General features: G+C 51.9%; 18 protein-coding genes and 1 tRNA gene. 7 read left to right on the top strand and 12 right to left on the bottom strand.

Translation table 11 applies throughout. The annotated features are described in order from the left end of the window. Window positions 1-34: 34 nt before the first annotated feature. From HMPREF9453_RS07705 to truA, 6 genes are all read right to left on the bottom strand, one after another. Window positions 35-1,264, bottom strand: coding sequence for a pyridoxal phosphate-dependent aminotransferase (locus HMPREF9453_RS07705; protein WP_198004149.1), 1,230 nt, complete (start codon window positions 1,262-1,264; stop codon window positions 35-37). A 274-nt stretch (window positions 1,265-1,538) separates the two neighbouring features. Beyond that, a tRNA-Ser gene (locus HMPREF9453_RS07700) sits at window positions 1,539-1,630 on the bottom strand. Between the two features lie 85 nt (window positions 1,631-1,715). Continuing rightward, on the bottom strand, window positions 1,716-1,886 hold the full coding sequence (locus tag HMPREF9453_RS12155) for a hypothetical protein (RefSeq protein ID WP_187368072.1): 171 nt from the start codon (window positions 1,884-1,886) through the stop codon (window positions 1,716-1,718). A 50-nt stretch (window positions 1,887-1,936) separates the two neighbouring features. Continuing rightward, window positions 1,937-3,148 (bottom strand): MFS transporter, encoded by a 1,212-nt coding sequence (locus HMPREF9453_RS07695; protein ID WP_040380191.1) that lies wholly within the window; start codon window positions 3,146-3,148, stop codon window positions 1,937-1,939. Window positions 3,149-3,312: 164 nt separating this feature from the next. Then, window positions 3,313-4,236 carry a LysR family transcriptional regulator gene (locus HMPREF9453_RS07690; protein ID WP_008859988.1) on the bottom strand — a complete coding sequence of 308 codons (924 nt, stop codon included), beginning with the start codon at window positions 4,234-4,236 and terminating at the stop codon, window positions 3,313-3,315. A gap of 36 nt (window positions 4,237-4,272) precedes the next feature. Then, window positions 4,273-5,007 (bottom strand): tRNA pseudouridine(38-40) synthase TruA, encoded by a 735-nt coding sequence (gene truA, locus HMPREF9453_RS07685; protein ID WP_008859987.1) that lies wholly within the window; start codon window positions 5,005-5,007, stop codon window positions 4,273-4,275. Window positions 5,008-5,289: 282 nt separating this feature from the next. Here truA and HMPREF9453_RS07680 point away from each other — a divergent pair, with 282 nt between their 5' ends. From HMPREF9453_RS07680 to HMPREF9453_RS11085, 5 genes are all read left to right on the top strand, one after another. Continuing rightward, entirely contained in the window at window positions 5,290-5,673 is a 384-nt protein-coding gene (locus tag HMPREF9453_RS07680; RefSeq protein WP_008859986.1) for a hypothetical protein, read from the top strand. Continuing rightward, entirely contained in the window at window positions 5,673-6,959 is a 1,287-nt protein-coding gene (locus HMPREF9453_RS07675; RefSeq protein WP_008859985.1) for a M18 family aminopeptidase, read from the top strand. Before HMPREF9453_RS07680 ends, HMPREF9453_RS07675 begins: the two co-directional genes overlap by 1 nt. 390 nt (window positions 6,960-7,349) lie before the next feature. Further along, window positions 7,350-8,144, top strand: a complete 795-nt coding sequence (locus HMPREF9453_RS07670; protein ID WP_008859984.1) for a carbon-nitrogen family hydrolase — start codon at window positions 7,350-7,352, stop codon at window positions 8,142-8,144. Between the two features lie 36 nt (window positions 8,145-8,180). Further along, window positions 8,181-8,729, top strand: coding sequence for a hypothetical protein (locus HMPREF9453_RS07665; RefSeq protein ID WP_008859983.1), 549 nt, complete (start codon window positions 8,181-8,183; stop codon window positions 8,727-8,729). Between the two features lie 155 nt (window positions 8,730-8,884). Next, window positions 8,885-9,568: a Flp family type IVb pilin gene (locus tag HMPREF9453_RS11085; RefSeq protein ID WP_008859982.1), complete on the top strand. Its 684-nt coding sequence runs from the start codon at window positions 8,885-8,887 to the stop codon at window positions 9,566-9,568. 47 nt (window positions 9,569-9,615) lie between these two features. Here HMPREF9453_RS11085 and HMPREF9453_RS07655 read toward each other — a convergent pair whose 3' ends face one another. The 3 genes from HMPREF9453_RS07655 to HMPREF9453_RS07645 all read right to left on the bottom strand — a co-directional run bounded on the left by HMPREF9453_RS07655 (window position 9,616) and on the right by HMPREF9453_RS07645 (window position 13,544). Next, on the bottom strand, window positions 9,616-10,119 hold the full coding sequence (locus HMPREF9453_RS07655) for a hypothetical protein (RefSeq protein WP_008859981.1): 504 nt from the start codon (window positions 10,117-10,119) through the stop codon (window positions 9,616-9,618). A gap of 246 nt (window positions 10,120-10,365) precedes the next feature. Beyond that, entirely contained in the window at window positions 10,366-12,186 is a 1,821-nt protein-coding gene (gene typA, locus HMPREF9453_RS07650) for a translational GTPase TypA (RefSeq protein WP_008859980.1), read from the bottom strand. Between the two features lie 257 nt (window positions 12,187-12,443). Then, a complete protein-coding gene (locus HMPREF9453_RS07645; RefSeq protein WP_008859979.1) occupies window positions 12,444-13,544 on the bottom strand; it encodes an MBL fold metallo-hydrolase in 1,101 nt (366 codons plus the stop codon). Between the two features lie 190 nt (window positions 13,545-13,734). On the opposite strand from HMPREF9453_RS07645, the gene nadE reads away from it, so the two are divergent. Further along, window positions 13,735-15,615: an NAD(+) synthase gene (gene nadE, locus HMPREF9453_RS07640; protein WP_008859978.1), complete on the top strand. Its 1,881-nt coding sequence runs from the start codon at window positions 13,735-13,737 to the stop codon at window positions 15,613-15,615. A gap of 222 nt (window positions 15,616-15,837) precedes the next feature. Here nadE and HMPREF9453_RS07635 read toward each other — a convergent pair whose 3' ends face one another. The 3 genes from HMPREF9453_RS07635 to HMPREF9453_RS07625 form a co-directional block, all read right to left on the bottom strand. Continuing rightward, window positions 15,838-16,557 carry a class I SAM-dependent methyltransferase gene (locus HMPREF9453_RS07635; RefSeq protein ID WP_008859977.1) on the bottom strand — a complete coding sequence of 240 codons (720 nt, stop codon included), beginning with the start codon at window positions 16,555-16,557 and terminating at the stop codon, window positions 15,838-15,840. Window positions 16,558-16,624: 67 nt separating this feature from the next. After that, window positions 16,625-16,909 carry a glutaredoxin family protein gene (locus HMPREF9453_RS07630; RefSeq protein ID WP_008859976.1) on the bottom strand — a complete coding sequence of 95 codons (285 nt, stop codon included), beginning with the start codon at window positions 16,907-16,909 and terminating at the stop codon, window positions 16,625-16,627. 182 nt (window positions 16,910-17,091) lie between these two features. Further along, window positions 17,092-18,606 (bottom strand): DEAD/DEAH box helicase, encoded by a 1,515-nt coding sequence (locus HMPREF9453_RS07625; protein ID WP_008859975.1) that lies wholly within the window; start codon window positions 18,604-18,606, stop codon window positions 17,092-17,094. A 587-nt stretch (window positions 18,607-19,193) separates the two neighbouring features. Here HMPREF9453_RS07625 and HMPREF9453_RS07620 point away from each other — a divergent pair. Beyond that, window positions 19,194-20,372, top strand: a complete 1,179-nt coding sequence (locus HMPREF9453_RS07620; protein WP_008859974.1) for a M20 metallopeptidase family protein — start codon at window positions 19,194-19,196, stop codon at window positions 20,370-20,372. The last annotated feature ends 30 nt before the right edge of the window (window positions 20,373-20,402 follow it).

Genomic DNA, 20,402 nt, shown 5'->3' with positions numbered 1-20,402 from the left:
ATCCATTTTTCATGGCCTTTTTGATTTCATCTAATCAGATCTTTCTTCCCGGATAGGCTTTCAGCCCTTCTCCCAGAAGATGGATGGCTTTCTTCAGGTCATCGCAGTTCAGCACATAGGCCAGGCGGGCTTCATCCACCCCTTTGCCCGGTTCTGCATAGAAACCGTTGCCCGGGGCGATCATCACGGTTTCCCCGTTTTCGTCAAAGTCCTTCAGAAGCCAGATGGCAAATTTTTCCGCATCATCCACCGGCAGCTTCACCATCACATAGAAGGCGCCCTTGGGGTCCGAGGAAATGACACCGGGAATGGCAGCCAGGCCGGCAGCAATGGTATCACGCCGTTTCTTGTATTCCTGGTTTACCGCTTCCAGATAGGATTTCGGCGTATCGTAGAGAGCGGCTGCTCCCACCTGTTCTACTGTAGGCACGCAGAGGCGGGCCTGGCAGAATTTATTAATCTGGGTGGTAAAGTCATCATTCTTGCAGAGCAGGCAGCCGATGCGGGCACCGCAGGCGCTGTACCTCTTGGATACGGAATCCACGATGATGAGGTTGTCTGCCAAATCGTCATAGGTGCCAAAGCTGGTGTAGGCGCCGTCATAGACAAATTCGCGGTATACTTCGTCCGCAATGAGGGCGAGGCCATGTTTCTTAACCACCGCCGCAATCATGTCCATTTCCTTCTTGTTATATACCACACCGGTGGGGTTGCCGGGGTTGGTCAGAAGAATGAGACGGGTCTTGTTGGTAATGTACTTTTCCACCGTTTCCTGGTCCGGCAGACGATATCCCGTTTCAGCGCTGGTAGGAACCGCTCTGACATGGGCGCCGGCAATCTTGGCAAAGGAATTATAGTTGGCATAGAAAGGTTCAAACACCAGGATTTCGTCCCCCGGGTCGCAGAGCGTAAGAGCTGCCAGTTCCAGGGCTTCACTGCCGCCGGAAGTGATAAAAATGTTCTTTTCGCTGTACTCCATGCCCCACTCTTTATAATACTTCTGAATCTGGTGAATGAGGTGCATGTCCCCCTGGGAAGGACCGTAGGCTACCGTCTTTTTATTGAAACTGCGGATGGCTTCCATAAACTGGGGCGGTGTTTCAATATCGGGCTGGCCGATGTTCAGATGATAAATCTTTTTGCCTGCCTTCTCGGCTTCTACAGCGTATGGTCCCAGCCTGCGGATAGGAGAAGTGGTTAAGCTTAATGCTCTCTGTGAAATCTTCATCATAATCCCTTCCTGTTTTCCAAAATAGTATTCCATAAAACACAGAATTACACCTTCATTATATACCCTTTTTCCCATTCTGCCATCTGAAAATTTCATGGAAGAAAAAGCGAAATGAAAAAGACTGTCCCATGGACAGGCAGCCATCATGGAAATCTCTAATGGTCACCGGGCCCTGAAAGATATAAAAAGCTGAAGAGGCAGAGGGAAATGATATCTGCCGTGCTTTCAGTCCCCCTTCCGGGATATCCGCCCCTTTCTCCGGAGAAGCACGAAAAAAGCTCTGTCATTCCTGACAGAGCTTCTGCTGTGGCGGAGAGAGGGGGATTCGAACCCCCGTGACGGTATTCGCCGTCAACATGATTTCCAATCATGCACCTTAAACCGCTCGGACACCTCTCCATGCTGCTTATTCCTGGCCTTGCGGCCAGCGCCTTGTTGTTTTCATCAGTGGTTGACTGACTTATGTAGTATACCAACGGATGCATCATATGTCAAGCATTTTTTGAAAATTTTTTTGATGAAATGATTTTATAGCTGAAAAAAGGTTTCCTGTGGTGGTAAATCCCAGCTGTTTAGCGCCGGACAGGAAACTTTTCGTAATGAGTTTCCCATCGCTTTGAATCGCCATCGTCCCACGCCGGATAGGAAACTCCATAAAAAAACAGGTGAGAAAATGATTTCCATTTCCTCGCCTGTTTTCTCGGCTTATGCTTTTTCTACAGAACCGGCTTCATGGCTCTGGCGCAGGTTACGGCGCCATGCATAGAGGCCGTAGTACAGGAAGGCGCAGGCAGCCGAGCCGACTCCTACCAGGGAATAAATGCCGGAGAAGCCCAGGGGACCTTTGAAGGCGCCCAGAATGTAGGGGCCTACGCCAAGGCCCAGGTCCAGCATAACGAAGTAGGTGGATACGGCCACGCCGATGCGGACTTCGTCTACCAGTTTCACGCAGATGGCCTGTCCGTTGGACATGAAGGTGCCGTAGCCCAGTCCTACAAAGACGCCGGCCACAAGCATTTCCCAGCTTCTGGTGGTGATGGACAGAAGCAGAAGACCCACTGCCAGGCACAGGAAGGTGGGATACATGACGAAGTCTTCACCTTTCTTGTCAAACATGACGCCTGCCACCGGACGGATGATGGTGACTGACAGGGCATAGACCACAAAGAACAGGGTGCCGGCAGTCATGAGATGGAGTTCAGACGCATAGGTGGCCAGAAAGCTGAGGACACTGGAGTAGCAGAGGGCTACGAAGAAGCCTACGATGGCAATGCCCATGACCTTCGGTTCCAAGAAGCTGGAAAGAGAAATTTCTTTCAGCTGGGCCCGGCGTTCTTCAGTAATCCGGATTTCATCCACTTTCATCACAAAGGCAGCAGCCAGGCAGGCAAGGACCACGGCCACGCAGAACATAATAATAATGCGGAAGGAGAAGAACTGCTGCATGATCATGCCCAGGAAGGGTCCGATGGCAGCTGCCAGGCTCATGCTGAGGGCATAGTAGTTGATGCCTTCGCCCCGCCGTTCTTCCGGAATCATGGCAGATACGATGGTGCTGGTGGCGGTGGAGGCAATGCCGTAGCCAATGCCGTTTAAAAAGCGCACCCCATACATGAGGGGCAGGGAATCGACAGCAAAATACATGCAGGTAGTCACCAGGTAGAACAGAATGCCGCCGTAGAGCATCTTTTTGCGGCCGTAAATTTCAACGGACCGGCCTGCCGCCAGACGCGCTGCCAGGGTGCCCAGTACGAAGATGCCTGCTGCCAGTCCCGCCTCGCTTACCGTGGCGTTCAGGGAGGAGATGGCTTCAGATGCGATGATTACCACCAGCATATAGTAAATAATGTAAATCAGGAAATTAACAAGGGTGTCCAGAATGAACCCCCGGGTCCACAAACGTGGTTTGACTGCCATAATAAAAATCAACCTCTTTCTTGCAGTACATGGGAATAAAACGTTCTTTTCGCAGGGTTTCTGCGAAACACAGACCCCATTATACAAGCCTTTCCCCTTCTTGTATAACAGATAAAAAAGATGGGTGTTATCGCGAAAAGCGATAACACCCAAAGGGGCCTGAATCATTTTTCTTTGATGGTACTGCTTTGGAAGCTGGCCAGTATCTGGTTTACATAGTCCTGTATCAGGCGGGCTGCCGGATGGTCCTTCCGATAAATGAGGTAGCCCTCTGCCTGAAGGGGCACCTCCAGGGGATAAATCCCTTCCCTATGGCCCAGGGTCTTCAGCAGACGATCCGGCAGCAGGGCACCGGCTTCATTTTCCTGGCAGTAGTGGATAATGGCATAGGGCGAGGAAAGCCTGGCGGAAATCCGGTATTTCCTGGGAGTATCCATGAAGTAATCCGTATAAATCCGGTTCATGTAATAGCTGGACGGGTAAAGTACCAGAGGACGCTCCAGAATTTCCTCCCTGGTCAGCGGTTTGTCTCCCATATCCATGCGGGGCCCGTAGTACACCATGTTATCCCGGCAGAAGCGGACGATGGCATAGTCTTCCAGACTGGCCCCGTCAGGAAGACTCTTTTCCACGAAGTAGGTGGAAACCACGTCCAGCCTGCCTTCGGTCATGGCCTGATGGATCTGGTAAGTGGGCATATCGAAAACATTCAGCTGCAGATTGGGATGAAGCTCCCTGAAACGGGCCACATGGCGGTTCATCTGGATATCCCCCAGGGACCGGAGAATGCCTACATTCAGCTCTGCCGGTTCTTCCACTGCCAGGCGGGTATCATCCACGATTTCCCGAAGTCCCTCCATCCACTTCCGGATGCGGGGAAGAAAACGCTCCCCTTCCTCGGTGAGATGGCTGCCCCGGGGAGACCGTTCAATGAGCTTTACCCCCAGAACGCACTCCAGATGCTTGATCTGGGCGCTGAAAGCGGACTGGGTAATATTGGCTTCTCTGGCAGCCCGGGCGAAATTGCCTACCCTCCCATAGATGATAAAGCACTCCATCTGCTCAATGGTTGGTAAATTTTCCCGCATACCATCCTCCATACATGAAATACAGACTTTCCGAAATCAATACACCACATCCACCAGAACCAGTCCCTGGGGCGGCGCCGTAAAGCCTGCCTCGCTCCGGTCCTTTGCTTCCAGAATGGCAGGCATCTGTTCAGCCTTCTTCTTTCCTTCCCCTATTTCTACCAGGGTGCCGGTGATGATGCGGATCATATTCTGCAGAAAGCCGCTGCCCCGATAGTCTATGATCAGCTCGCCGCCGGAAAGGGAAAGAGATATATCAGAGATACTGCGGACGGCGGATTTCTTGAAATGCCTGTTGCCGCAGAAAGAAGTAAAGTCATGGGTTCCTGTAAGAAATGCGGCGCCCCGCCTCATAGCCTCCACATCCAGCGCTTCTCCCAGCTGCCACACATAGCGGCGGCGGAATACATTCTTCTCCGCCCCCACCCGGATACAGTAGCGGTAGTGTTTTTCCACTGCCGAAAAGCGGCTGTGGAATCTTTCATCCCTGATTGCAAGACCATGAATGGAAATATCATCAGGCAGAGCCCGGTTCCATGCATCCTGCAGCATTTTCAGGTCATATTCCTCCTGCAGATGGACATTGGCATACTGCCCCAGGGCATGGACACCGGCATCGGTCCGCCCGGCACCGATCACCTGCCCCTTGGCCCCGGTAATCCTCTCCAGCGTGTCTTCCAGCTTCCCCTGGATCGTGTCCTTCGTCCTCGTCTGCCGCTGCCAGCCTTCATAGCGGCTTCCGTCATAGGAAACAATAAATCCGTAATTCATGATGGGCCCTCCTTTTTTTGCTTTACTGTCTATTATAGCATAGGGGAAAGGTCCAGCAGGTGGCGGCGCTGCCTCGGGCTATGAATCTGGCAGGCAGCCTGTGCGCAGAACTTTAACCCCTCATGGAAAATGCAGAGAATACGCGAAAGACCGTCAGCAGGCAGCGGTTACAATCCTGCTGCTTCCTGAATCTCTTTTTGTCTTTTCTTCTCATATGTTATAATAATATAGATTTCATTATGGTAACGGGAACTGATTTTTCCCGGGAAAGTGAGTAGCCCTATGAAAAAAATGATGATTGCCCTGGGCCTGGCTGCTGCCATTGCTGCAGGCTCCATGACTGTTTCTGCTGAAAATTACTGGAAATATAACGATACCATTTCCATCGACATGGACGAAACCAAAGTCAAGACCACTACCAACGGCCACGAAATCCTCCATTTCGTAGCTGTGGAAGCCATCGACGGCGGCACCTGCACTTACACCTATGCCTATGACCGCACGGCCGGCACCATTCAGGTGGTAGAAATGGAAAAGGAAACGAACACCCTCCACTATACCAGCAATTTCACCCCCACCTCCATCAATACCAATAACCCTGTCATCCGCGCAAGAGCCCAGATGGCAGAAGCCGTATACCAGAGAAAGGTGAACCATAAGAAATAATGAATGCGGAAAAGCCGGAAACAACAGTAGAAGTAGGTGAAAACCTCATTCATTTTATCGCCCGCTCCCCCTCCGTATTTCATGCAGTGCACGGAGTGAAGGAAGCCCTCCTCTATTCCGGATTTACGGAAATCCGGGAAGAGGACCCCTGGCACATTGAAAAAGGCGGGAAATATGTGGTCACCAGAAACGGCAGCGCCCTCATCGCCTTTACGGTACCGGAAGAAGGAGCCCGCTCCTTCCATATCATGGCTTCCCATGCCGATTCCCCCTGCTTTAAAATCAAGGAAAATCCGGAAATTAAGGAAGGTCCCTACGTGAAGCTGAACGTAGAAGGCTATGGCGGCATGATCATGTCCACCTGGCTGGACCGGCCCCTTTCCGTGGCGGGGCGGCTCATTGTCCGTGAGAACGGCCATCTGGCCCAGAAGCTGGCAGCCGTAGACGGCACCATGCTGGTCATTCCTTCCGTAGCCATCCACATGGACCGGAACGTAAACCACAAGAAGGATTGGAATGTACAGAAGGACCTTCTTCCCCTCTACGGCCTTGCCACGGAAAAGACCTCCTTTATGGACGTCATTGCCGCTTCCGCCAACGTGAAGACAGAAGATATTGTGGCCCATGACCTTTACCTTTACAGCCGGGTACCCGGCACCATCTGGGGAGAAGAAAAGGAATTCATTTCCTCTCCGAAACTGGATGACCTGCAGTGCGCCTTTGCAGCCTTCCGCGGATTCATGCGGGGCAAAAAAGAAAAACATATATCTGTATACGCCCTCTTTGATAACGAAGAAGTGGGAAGCGGCACCGCCCAGGGCGCCGGTTCCCCCTTCCTTGCCACCGTGCTCCAGAGGCTGTCCTATTCCCTTGGCTTCTCCTACGATGAAACCATGGCCATGACGGCAGGAAGCTTCATGATTTCCGCTGACAACGCCCACAGCGTCCACCCCAACCATCCGGAATATGCGGACCCCGTGAACCGCCCTGTCATCAACGGCGGCATCGTCATCAAGTACAATGCCCAGCAGCGCTACGCCACCGACGGCCTTTCGGCTGCCCGCTTCAAGGAACTGTGCCGGGACCTTTCCATTCCTGTGCAGACCTTCACTAACAGGAGCGACAACCCCGGCGGCTCCACTCTGGGAAATATTTCCAACACCAAAGTATCCATGCCCACCGTGGACATCGGCCTTGCCCAGCTGGCCATGCATTCCTCCTACGAAACGGCAGGCACTCTGGACACCGCTTACCTGGTGAACGCGTCCATCCAGTTCTTCGATTAAGAAAACCTCCTTCGGGAGGTTTTTTCGTAGTCCATCGTTCGATGATATAATGATGGAAATAAGGGCCGCTTCGCGGCCGGGTTCAGAGGGGAAGGTTGACGGGCCCTGCGGGCCCGAGGGTTATGGCCGCCTGCCGGCGGCGGGTTGTATAGAAAGGTTGTGTTCGCTGGCGCTCAAGGGGCAGATATCGTCCTGCGGACGATGAGCATGAAGTCAGCGCTGCGGAATTTTCTTCCCGCTCCACAGTCATTCTGAGCCGCAGGCGAAGAATCTCAGTACACGCCGCATTTGAGACAGTCGGCATTAAATACCATTCACGGTAAGCGGACAGCGGATAGCGGTAAGCCGCCCCACTGTCCCATCAGCTCACTATTCCAAAGGAGGTTATCCATGAAATTACGAATCGCACTGCTGCAGATGCATGTAGAAATGGGAAATCCCAAAGTCAATTTTGCCCATGCCAGAGACATGATGGAAAAGGCCATGGAAAAAAAGCCGGACATCCTGGTGCTTCCGGAGACCTGGAACACCGGTTTTTTCCCTAAGGAAAACCTGTCCCTGCTGGCCGATGAAGAAGGAAAGGAAACCTGCAGCCTTCTTTCTTCCATAGCCGCCTCCCATGGGGTGAACATTGTAGGCGGCACCACTGCCGTGAAAGTGGGACAGGATATTTATAACCGGTCCTATGTATTTGACCGCAAGGGAGACCTGGTCACTTCCTTCGACAAGATCCACGGCTTTTCTCTCTCTGGAGAGCCCGGGTATTTCCGCATGGGAAACCATCTGTCCCATTTTGAGCTGGATGGTCTTTCCTGCTCCATGGCCATATGCTATGATATCCGGTTCCCGGAGCTCATCCGGCGGGAAGCCCTTCTGGATGTGGACCTTTTCTTCGTCCCCGCCGCCTGGCCTAAAATCAGGAACCACCACTGGGTCACCCTGAACCGGGCCCGGGCCATTGAAAACCAGTTCTACATGGCCTGCGTAAACCAGGCCGGAAAATCGGGAGATACGGAATACGCCGGCGAATCCCTTCTTCTTGACCCCTGGGGCGAAGATATATGCCATCTGGAAGATGATGAAGATATCGCTTTCGGCCGGGTGGATACCGATGTGATTCATGAGGTAAGAAGCCGGATTAACGTATTCCGCGACCGCCGCCCTGACTGGGACAAAGTAGAATAAAATCCATTCGTAAGGAAAGAAACCGGAGGATTTACCATGAAGAGCCCAATACCTCCCGGGAAGAAGGGGCAGAACCTCATAGAATATGCCCTTCTCCTGGCCATCATCACTTCCATCGGTTTTTACATATATGATCAGAGCGGCCCGGTTCCGTCCATTCGTGCCGTTTTTAACCAGGCAGACAGTCTTTTAAAAACCGGCGCCCGCATTTCCTCTCCTGACTACAAGCCATTTCTTGCTTCCATCAGTTCCGCCATCAGAAAGGGTACCTGGTCCCTGAAGGAAAATGAATATGTCCATTCCGGCACCAGGGCTGGAGACGCCCTGGCGAAAAAGCTGGGCATCCCCTATGCAGAAGGCGACGCCTGGTCTCTGGGAAGACTGACAAATAAGAAGACAGACCTTTACGTCCTGGTTTACTATTCCGCTGCCGACAACGGCAATTATCCTATTTCAAAATTCAAAACCGGATGGGACGTCTACGGCCCCGGCGATTCAAAACTGGCCTCCCACGGGAAACCCCCTTCCCGTAGCTTATGTAACCAAGTATGGATTCAATCCGTCCACCGGAGAGGAAAGCAATGAGTATGTGCGAAGCTCCGCCGTCTTCGGTTACGGCACCACAGGCATGGTGGTAAAAGGGCCGGAGGGGAAAAATACAGTCCGCACATAACAGGGATAGACAGAAAAGGATTCATAGGATAAAATGATGAAATCATAAGGAAGAAGAGGTGAATTTTATGGGCAGAAAAGGACAGCCATTCCGTGAAAAAGGGCAGGATCTTATCGAATACGCCCTTCTTCTGGCCATTATCGCAGGCATCGGCTTTCTGATTTACCAGCAGAGCTTCATGGGCGATTCCATTCGCACCGTGTTTAACAATGCAGGAAATCTTATGGAAAATGGGGCGTCAAAGAGTTCGTCAAAAGAGGAGGAAGAGCCCCTTTCCATTCCCGACCTGCTGGGCCGGGCCATTGCCGAGAGAAACGGGGGCCTAGGCTCCCTTCTGCTTGCAGGTTCCACCCATTATGTCTATTCCGGCACCGCTGAAGGAAATCAGGTGGCCCGGGCCCTCAATATTCCTTTCAGTGAGGGCGATGCCTGGTCTATCGGACGGGTTTCGCAGGGGTCCACCGATTATTATGTGCTTATCTATTATTCTGCTTCCCAAAACGGCCCCCTTTCAGGCCATGCCAGCACCAATCCAAACTGGAGCTGGCGGGCCACCAGCAGCGGCGGATACGAATACCCCCGCCCCGGCGGTCATATCAGCGTACCGGTGGACTATTATGTGTATGATGCCGGAAACGGCATCCAGAATGCCGGGCTGCGGCAGACCTATTACACAGGATCCGCTGACTCTTCCGGCCAGGCCACCCTGGTATACGCACCGGGCACAGGAAAAGAGTATACCATCCGGTAATAAAAAACGGTGCTCCCCAAAGAGCACCGTTTTTTGCTGTCAATCTTTCAGAAATGGTAATTCAGTCCTACGCCTACGCCGCCTTCGTTATCCACGTCGTCTCTGTCGTAGTAGGTATAGTTCACATCGATATCAAAGGCTGTAGGCACCAGGTCCAGTTTCAAACCGGCCTTGTACTGCCTCTCCTCGCTGGACACAAGAAGCCCTGCATAGGCATCCAGAGGACCCAGCACATTGGCTTTCCCTTCGATGAGGCCAAACATTCTGGCATCCCTGTCGTAGTAGTTCCGGTTGCCGGCGCCTACGTAGAAATGGCCGATTTTGTACTTGGCATATACGTCCGTTTCATTGCCCCGGTTGTTCCAGTGCCGGTATTCCGCGCCTACGGCCACCTTGGGAATCGGCTTCACTTCGATATGGGCGCTGTGAATGCCGTCGGCAGCACTGTTGTACCCATACCCCGCTTCCGTATCCATAATGCCGCCAAAGGCGCCAGCCATGCCTGTGCCTGCCAGTGCCAGAGCGGCAGCCATACATAAAATCTTTTTCATAGAGGTCCTCCTTTCCAAATAGAATCTGTATATTTTTATTATATACCAAAAATGAAAGAAAATTAAGCGCTTTTAAAAGAGCCCGGGGCAAAAGGAAATAGAATCCATTGTCTTTCATAAAAGCCAATGGTTTCCTATGAAAACGGAGCGTCATAGTTCCACGGCGGACAGGAAGCCACAAAAAAGGCTGTGAAGAAATGATTGCCATTTTTTCACAGCCTCTTTTTTGTCATAAAGAGAAGTCCCTTACTGCTGGCTCTTCTTTACGTTTGCATTCTTATAGCGGGCCTGGCGGGAAAGAACCATCTTTCTCATGCGGATGCTCTTTGGTGTCACTTCCACCAGTTCGTCATCATTGATCCATTCCAGTGCCGATTCCAGGGTAAACTTGCGGCATGGCGGCAGCTTGATGGCTTCATCGGAGCCGGAAGCACGGGTATTGGTGAGGTGCTTCTTCTTGCAGGGGTTCACGTCCATATCCTGGTCTCTGGAGTTTTCGCCCACAATCATGCCTTCGTATACTTCAACCCCCGGTTCCAGGAAGAGTTCGCCTCTGTCCAGAATAGAGTTCAGGCCGTAGGCAGTGGTAACGCCTGCTTCAAAAGCAACCAGGGAGCCTCTGGTTCTTTCAGGAATATCGCCCTTGTAGGGTGCATAGCCCTGGAATACATGGTACATAATGCCGGTGCCTCTGGTGGTGGTGAGCAGTTCATTTCTGAAGCCGATGAGGCCGCGGGCAGGGATGGAGAATTCCATCTTCATGTAGCCGGCCAGTTCTTCCATGGAAATCATTTCCGCTCTTCTGGGGCCAAGGCCTTCCATAACAGCGCCCATGAATTCCTGCGGTACTTCGATGGTCAGTCTTTCCAGCGGTTCGCACTTCTTGCCATTGATGACTTTGTAAATAACCTGGGGTTTGGAAACTTCCAGTTCAAAGCCTTCACGACGCATGGTTTCGATGAGTACGGAGAGATGGAGTTCGCCGCGGCCGGACACTTTGAAAGCATCGGATGTATCGGTGTCTTCTACGCGAAGAGCCACATTGGTTTCAATTTCCTTGTAGAGACGGGCACGAATGTGACGGGAGGTCACGAAGTCCCCTTCCTTGCCAGCAAAGGGGCTCTTGTTGACATGGAATACCATGGACAGGGTCGGTTCGTCGATGTGGATGGACGGGAGGGCTTCCGGATTGGCAGCATCGGCTACGGTTTCACCGATGTTGATATCCTTGAAGCCTGCCATGGCGATGATGTCGCCGGCTTTGGCTTCCTGTACGGGAGTCCGTTTCATTCCCTGCCAGGTGAAGAGGGAGCCGATATGGTCGCTGCGGATCTTGGTGCCGTCAGTGATGGCTACCGGCATGCCCTGTTTGGCAGTGCCCCGGGTCAGACGGCCGATGGCTACTTTACCCAGATAATCATCGGCTTCCAGGGTGGTCACCATAACCTGCAGGCCGCCGTCGGGATCCACATCGGGGCAGGGGCAGTATTTAAGAATGGCATCGAAGAGGGGGCCCAGATCCTTGCCTTCATCATTCATATGGAGCTTGGCAATGCCGTTTCTGGCAGAGCAGTAAATCAGCGGGAAATCCAGCTGGTCATCATCTGCTTCCAGTTCGATGAAGAGGTCCAGAATTTCGCCTTCCACGTCAGAAATACGCTGGTCCGGACGGTCGATCTTATTGATGACAACAATCGGTTTCAGCTTATGTTCCAGTGCTTTTCTGAGAACGTACTTGGTCTGGGGCATAGGGCCTTCATGGGCGTCTACCAGAAGGAGCACGCCGTCTACCATGTTCAGGATACGTTCCACTTCGCCGCCGAAGTCAGCATGCCCTGGGGTATCAACGATGTTGATTTTAACACCATTGTGCATGACGGAAGTGTTCTTTGCCAGAATGGTAATGCCTCTTTCCCTTTCCAGCGGGTTGGAGTCCATGACACGTTCTGCCACTTTCTGGTTGTCCCTGAAAACATGACTCTGTTTCAGCATGGCATCGACAAGAGTCGTCTTGCCATGGTCGACATGGGCGATAATGGCAATGTTGCGGATATCTTCTCTTTTCATTCTTTCTTTTTCCCCCTCGGGTACTATAAAATCAATGTATCTCTGTCATTATACCACAAAGATGCAAAGCTTTTCATATCTAGAAAATACAATTCATTATACCATGGTTTTTCCTGTTTGAGAAGATTTTTTATCTTCCTTCCGGAAGAAAGGCTGCCAAAGGGCTGTGGAAAAATCTCTGCCCTTTATCCACAGCTCCCTGGCGCGAAGCGCAATCCCTGCTGTCAGGGTGAAGGTTTTCATTCTTTATGAAATTGTCACTTCATCATGTTCCACCATTCCCTGAATTGCTGGGTATCATCGCCTATATGGACGGCTTCCCCGATTTCCGGGGTCAGAAGGCGGAAGGATTTACCTTCCGCCGCCAGTTTCATTCTTTCATAGGGCTCCTGCCAGGTGTGGGTGGAGAGGGCGTATTTACCATTGTGGCAGGGAATGAGCGCTCTGGCCCCGATTTCCTCCACTGCCTTTGCACTTTCCTCCGGCAGCATATGGACAGAGTGCCAATTTTGATTATACTGGCCGTCTTCCATCAAAGCCAGGTCAAAGCCGCCGAACTGCTTTCCCATGTCCCTGAATCTTCCGTCATAACCGCCGTCGCCGCTGTAGTACACCTTCCGATTCGGCGTAATGAAGGCAAAAGAAACAGGAAGGGTCTGGTTCCTTTTGAGCAGGCGCCCGGAAAAATGGCGGGTAGGAAGTACCCAGACAGAAAGACCATCCAGCTTTACCTCTTCATTCCAGTCGGCTTCATGGATTTTGGAAAGGGGATAGCCCCATTTTTCATAATAGCCTCCATTTCCAAGGCCCGTCACCACATGATGTACTTTCGGTTCTATTTTCTTCACGAAATCATAATCCAGATGATCCCAGTGATCATGGGACAGCACCATGACATCCAAATCATCGGGAATGTCCTCCGGACCGTACACATTGCTCCCGTCAAAGGCTCTGTCGATGAACGGAAAAGGCGAAGCGTACAGGGAAGATACAGGGTCAATAAGTATTTTCTTTCCGCCCAGCTGCATATAGAAGGAGGAATGCCCCAGCCACACCACCACATCGTCCCATGGGGGAATGGATTTCAGGTCTTTTTTCTCATGAACCATGGGATCCTGAGGAATATTCACGCCGGCGGCGGGGAACAAGAAGGACTTCCAAAAGGATATGTCCGCTGTCACTTTTTCATGGGGCACTTCCGGATGGAATTCACCGTCCCTGTAATGAGGTGACGCTTCGATGCGCGCCTTCCTTGCCGGCGTCATCAAAGGATCCATTTCGTCCCGGTTGATAAACCAGAAGCCCGCCAGCAGGAGGCAGGCTGCCCCCAGGGCTGAAATTTTGATCAAAGAAAGCATAGGTTCTCCTTTCATAGGGAAACGATGATGGAATCAGTACATCCATCGAGCCATATAGCCATTATTTTATTATACTGGTTAAAGCTCGATGCAAGTCAATCTATGATTGAGGAAATAAAAGATTTACAGGCCTGCTTCCTGCCTGTACAATGGAGAAAAGAACAAGATTTCATGGAAAAGAGGCTTTGTCATGATAAAAATTGCCACCGCCCAGATTGATGTGATTCCCGGAAACATCCGGGAAAACTGGAAGCAGATAGAAAAAGAAATCCAAAGGGCCAGGGAGAAAGGGGCCCATATGCTGGTGCTTCCGGAAATGTGCCTCACCGGCTACCTCATCGGCGATTTGTGGGACCAAAACGCTTTTCTCCGGGAATGCGAAGCCTATAATAAAAAAATAGCCGCCGCCTCCCGGGACATCACCATCCTCTGGGGCAGCTGCGCCATAGACTGGGAAAAGACAAACGACGACGGCAGGCCCCGGAAATACAACGCCGCCTTTGCCGCCGCCGGTGGTCATTTCCTCATTCCGGAAAACGGCAGGCATCCTTTTGTTATTAAAACCCTTCTTCCCAATTACCGCTGCTTCGATGACCGCCGCTACTTTACCTCCCTTCGCCAGGAGGCCCTGGAAGAAGGCCTTTCCTTAGAAGAGGCGCTGACGCCCTTCCTCCTTCCTGCCGGCAGCGAAACCATTCGCACCGGTGTCCTTCTCTGCGAAGACAGCTGGGATGAAAACTACAGTCTTTCCCCCATGTCCATTCTGGCTAAGAAGGATATTTCCCTTTTCCTCAACCTGTCGGCCTCCCCCTTTACTCTGGGGAAAAATGAAAAGCGGCACCGCATGCTGGGCGATGCCCTTTCCAAACTCCACATCCCCATGATTTACGTCAATCAGCGGGGCCTGCAGAATAACGGAAAAACCTGCTATACCTTCGACGGCATGACCGCCGCCTATGATAAAGAAGGGACCCTCATCGCCGAAGCCCGCCCCTATGAAGAGCCCCGGTGCCTCTTCCTTTTCCACAGGGACTCTGGAAATCTGATGTCTGAAAAGCCTATGGCTCCCTTCCAGGGCCGCATGCTTCTTCCTGCTCTCCGTTACGGAGTCAGAAAATTCCTTTCTGCCATCCACGTGGGCAAGGTGGTGATTGGCGTATCCGGCGGCATCGACTCTGCCGTAAACGCCGCCCTCTACCGTTCAGTGCTGCCCAAAGATCATCTCCTTCTAGTGAATACGCCTACCCGTTTCAATTCAGAAATGACAAAGGACCTGGCCAGAAAACTGGCCGATCATCTGGAATCCCCCTATCTGACCATTCCCATCGGTTCCTTCATTGATGAAACGGCCCGGGCCCTGGAAGGACTTCCTGTGGGAAAAGAAAAAATCCATCTCACCGGATTTATGAAAGAAAACATGCAGGCCCGGGACCGGAGCAGCCGCATTCTTTCCGCACTCTCCGCCGCCTTCGGCGGTATCTTCACCTGCAACGCCAATAAAACGGAAATGACCGTAGGCTATGGCACCCTCTACGGCGACCTGGCCGGCGCCCTGGCGGCTACGGCGGATTTGTGGAAATACCAGATCTATGAACTGGGCAGGGCCCTGAATGAATGGTACGGGCAGGAAGTCATTCCCAAAGGGATTTTCACCGTAAAACCCAGTGCCGAACTGTCGGAGAACCAGGATGTCACCAAAGGCCTGGGGGATCCTCTCATTTACGAATACCATGACTATTTGCTGAAAAGCTTTGTAGAACCCTGGCAGAGAAATACACCGGAGGACATCCTGGCCTGGTACAGGGAAGGAACGCTAGAAGAGCATCTGGGCTGTTCCGTAAAGGTAAAAGACCTCTTTCCCACTCACGCCGCTTTCATTCAGGACCTGGAGCGCTGGTGGAACCTTTTTGCAGGATTTGCCGTAGCCAAACGAATCCAGGCGCCGCCCCTCATCGCCATCAGCCGGCGTCCCTACGGCTACGATCTTCGGGAATCCCAGGCAGGCCCCTACTATACGGACCGGTATCTGGAAATGAAGGAAGAAATGCTGAAGGTCGTGAAAGGTTCTTAAGTTTGACTGGCGTTCTGCGCCTGAGGGCTGCTGCGGCAGCTTTGCCGGAGTTTGATACATTTTCATCATATCCCAAAAGGGGCTGTGAAGAAATGATGACCATTTCTTCACAGCCCTTTTCCCATGTCAAAACTCCTGATTCCTCCATACGTATGCAGTGAAATAAAGGAAAAGCAGGTCCGCAGATGAAATCATGGGCCTCTGCTTTCTACCGTCTCCCTTCTATTTCACCGCCCTGATGCAGAAAAGAGGCAGCGGGTCGTAGTCCCATTCTTTGGATAGGTGCACAAGAGGGCGTATATCCTCTTCCCATGTGACGGAAGAAAAGCCCAGAAGCCGCAGCCGTTCCACATCCCAGGCCGGCCGGCTGTGGGTGCTGATACGGATGGAGTCCTTCAGTTCCTGGCAGGTCTCTATAAGACTTTCCGCCACACCGTGGTGCGCATTTTTGGTAAGTTTCGCAGCGGCAGTGAAATCCATGGGACCGTAGTTGGAGTCCATGTTAAGAAGGACGCCCCCTTTTTTCAAAGCCCTCTGCCAGGACGCATAGGCCCTGGGCACATCGGGCAGGTTCCAGGTCACATTGCGGGTCACAATGGCATCAAAGCTGCTTTCCGGAAAGGGCAGGTTCATCACATCGCCCTGCGTGAAAGAAATGGAAACTCCCGCCTTTTCCGCATTAGCCGCCCCCTCTTTCAGCATGGAGGCAGAGAAATCAAGGGCCGTCACTCTGCATCCTGTCTTTGCCAGGATAATGGCAAGGAAGGCAGGCCCCGTGCCTGCATCCAGAACACGAAGAGGTCTTCCCTTCGGAAGCCTTTCCATCAGGAACCTTTCCCAGGCCCTGCTGTCCGGCCCGGACAGTTCCTTTTGTCTAAGACTGCTGTAGCCGCGGCTCCGCTCATTCCAATAGCCTCTGTTCTTCTCCTCGAAATTGTCCATCCCATTTTCCTTTCTTCCACAGCGAAAAGGCCGTTTCCTCTGCGAAACGGCCTTTGGTTTTTACAGGTCAAGCCTTCCGTGCTTCCTCAAATACGTCCCTCACCGCTTTTTCAATGGTATCGTAGTCCATACCCGGTTTGGCTTCAAAGTACTTCTTCCCCTCAATGAAAAGGCTGGGCACATAATAGTAATCCTTTCCATAGGGCGCCGCCAGGTCCGGCTGGGTGGTTTCATCGATTTCCTCCACCTTGATGTCTTTGTATGGTTCTTCTTCCTGCAGAAGGCCAATGGCCTTTCTGGCCTTAGCGCAGTAGGGACAGCCGGGAATTTTAATCATAATCACTTTTTTCATAGGACAGCCTCCTTTATATTTATTTCTATGAATATAGAATACACTATGTCTCCTTTTTTAACAAGTCTTTCGGCTGAACTGGCAAAAAGGACCGCAAAGCAACCTGTGCCAGGACAGGCGCAGGCGTCATATCCCGGCCCACCTTAAAAGCAGGAAGGGCACCTTCCCTTCCTGCTTTTCTATCAGTTTTCCCTGAAGTAGGGTTTGAAATTGGATTCGTGAATGTTTTTGCCGTTATTCTGACGGGGCTGGCCGGAATGGCTGTCGAAACGGCGCTGCCTTTTGCCTTCAAAGCGGCAGCCGCCTTCAGAATTTCTTCTTCTCCGGGGACGGTCTCCATCGAAGTGACGGCGGGGAGCTCCTTTGCGTCTGCGGAAATTGGGCATTTCTTCTGTAATCTTTACCGGTGTCACATCGGGCTGTTTGGTGAGCAGCTTGATAGCAGCAGCCACCAGGGATACGGAGTCCACATCATTCAGGAGATCTTCCGCGCTTTCCCTGTATTCCTCCAGGCCGCCGCCCTGGGCCGTGTCGGAAAGGCTTTCAATGGCAGCCTTCTGGTTGCCTTCGATGACTTCAGAAAGGGTAGGAACAGACCGTCTCTTGATACGGCGGCGGATGACTCTTTCAATATCCCGGAGCTGTCCCATTTCCCTGGAAATGACGAATGTCACTGCCAGGCCTGTCTTGCCTGCGCGGCCGGTACGTCCTACGCGGTGTACGTAGATCTCCGGATCCTGGGGCATATCGAAGTTGTATACATGGGTCACACCGGAAATATCAAGGCCTCTGGCTGCCACATCGGTGGCTACCAGAATATCAATGGTGCCTTCTTTGAACTGGCGCACCACAGTGTCTCTTTTCTGCTGGGACAGGTCGCCATGAAGACCTTCTGCCATGTATCCCCTCTTCTTCAGGGCTTCCGTCACTTCATCGCATCTTCTCTTGGTACGGACGAAAACGATGGCCAGTTCCGGATCCTGCATATCCAGCAGGCGGCAGAGGGCATCAAATTTCTGGCGGTCCGGCAGTTCGATGTATTCCTGTTCGATGAGGTCAATGGTCACAGTGGCCGCTTTGATTTTCACCAGTTCCGGATCTTTGAGGAAGGTCTCAGCCAGCTGGCGAATCGGTTCCGGCATGGTGGCGGAGAAGAACATGGTCTGTCTTTCTTCCGGAATGCCGGCCAGAATGGTGCGGATATCGTCGATGAATCCCATATCCACCATTTCGTCCCCTTCGTCCAGCACAAGAACCTGTACATGGGACAGGTCAATGGTGCCTCTCTTCATATGGTCCATGAGACGGCCCGGAGTGGCCACGATAATGTTGGGATGCTTCCGGAGAGCTTTGAACTGCCTTTCAATGTCCTGCCCGCCGTAAATGGGAAGGGCATGAATGGGAAGGTACTGAGCCAGATGGTTGATTTCTTCAGCAGACTGGATGGCCAGTTCCCTGGTAGGGGAAAGGACAACGGCCTGGGGTCCCGGCTTGGATGTGTCAATCCTTTCCAGGATGGGAATGCCAAAAGCTGCGGTTTTGCCGGTGCCGGTCTGGGCCTGGCCGATCAGATCCTTTCCGGTGAGGGCAATAGGAATGGCTGCCTTCTGGATGGGACTTGGTTCCTCGAATCCCATATCCTCCACGGCCTTCAGTATTTCCGGCGCAATTCCCAATTCTTTAAATGTGTCGTACATGTTTCCTCCTGTATGCGTTCATGGGTACGCGGGCATGGTGCCCAATGATAAGTAAAAGCAGGCCTTTGATATAAATAATACCTATATATCGGAAAGAGCTGACCCTGTCAGTTTCTTTCCGGTATATCTTCCCGGTTTCCTTCCGGGGCATTAAGGAAGCACTGATTGATTCACAAAGTGAATGAATCAGCGCTTCCTAAAAAAAAGAGAACGCCCCATGCGTCTCTCCCATGATTCAGATCTATGATTGTCCGTTCTCGCTGGATGCCTGCATATTATTGCCATTATATCATACTTTGTCGAAATTCTTAAGAAATATTTTCTCCGCTGCTTCCGCCTTCTTCCCATGCTGTTCTTCACCGGCAGGTGCCGGTTTCATCTTTTTGATAAAAAATTTTCCTTTCCCTCTTGCATATATATTCGTAAAGTTGTATTATTATTGCAACCAAATTTGCACACGTTTTTTGTATTTTCGCTATATTTCATGAAGATCTGTTGAGTTTCATATATTTTAGTCTATTTTACTTGAATAAATATTCATGTATATACAAAAACGCCAATTAAAGTCAGGAAAAGAGGTCGTCTCAATGATGTACGAAAAAGAAGTTAAGGAAAAAGTCACAGCCATTCTGCCACAGGTGGTGACCTGGAGACGACATTTCCATGAATATCCGGAACTCTCCGGAAAGGAAGTCAAAACTTCAGCCTATATCCAGGAGGTTTTCAAAAATCTGGGCATCCCCTATGAAACAGGATTTTTCCAGAATGCCGTATTGGGCATCATCAAAGGCAGCCATCCGGGGAAGACGGTGGCCCTCCGGGCCGACATGGATGCCCTTCCGGTGACAGAGCTTACAGGCCTTCCTTTTGCTTCCAAAAACGAAGGGGTCATGCATGCCTGCGGCCATGACGGTCACATGTCCATCCTTCTGGGCGCTGCCGCCGTACTGAATGAAATGAAGGATCAGATTCACGGCACTGTAAAAATCGTTTTCCAGCCGGCCGAGGAAGAAGCAGCCATCGGCGGCGGCCGCCACATTGCAGCCAGCGGGAAGCTGGACGATGTATCGGAAATCTATGGCCTTCATGTATGGCCGGAGCTTCCCACGGGCCAGGTGGGATTAAAGCCCGGTTCCCTCATGGCGGCATCTGATCGTTTCTATGTCCATATCAAAGGGAAATCCACCCATGCTGCCCAGCCTCATAACGGCACCGACGCCCTGGTGGCAGCAGCTCATTTCATCATTGATGTACAGTCCCTGATTTCTAGGGAAATGAACCCCATGGACAATGTGGTGTGCACCATCGGCCTCATGAATGCGGGCACCCGTTACAACGTAGGGGTTGAGGATGCTTATCTGGAAGGCACCTGCCGTACCTACCGTCCGGAGCTTCGGGACAAGATGGAAGCAAGGCTGGGGGAAATCCTGAAAGGTCTGGATGTCATGTTCCACACCCATTCGGAGCTGAACTATGTCAGAGGCCACAGCGCCACCATCAATACACCGGAAAAGATTGATTTCCTGAAGAAAGTGGGAAAAGCTTACCTGGGAGAAGAACATATCACAGAGCCAGAGTTCCCATCCATGTGCGCGGAAGACTTCTCCTCCTACCTTGAAAAATTCCCCGGCGCCTTCTTCTGGCTGGGCACCGGCGACGGAAATACGCCGGCCCTGCACAATGCATCCTTTGCCATCAATGAATCCATCCTTCCTCTGGGCATCACCCTGGAAGCAGCAGCTGCCCTGGAGGCCCTCTCCCGATGAGAATGGTTCACTCATAAACCATATATCCAG

It is taken from the genome of Dialister succinatiphilus YIT 11850, assembly GCF_000242435.1.
Taxonomy (GTDB): Bacteria; Bacillota; Negativicutes; order Veillonellales; family Dialisteraceae; genus Dialister; species Dialister succinatiphilus.
The sequence above is the reverse complement of the archived record's forward strand: the minus strand, read 5'-3'. Positions and strand labels throughout refer to the sequence as shown.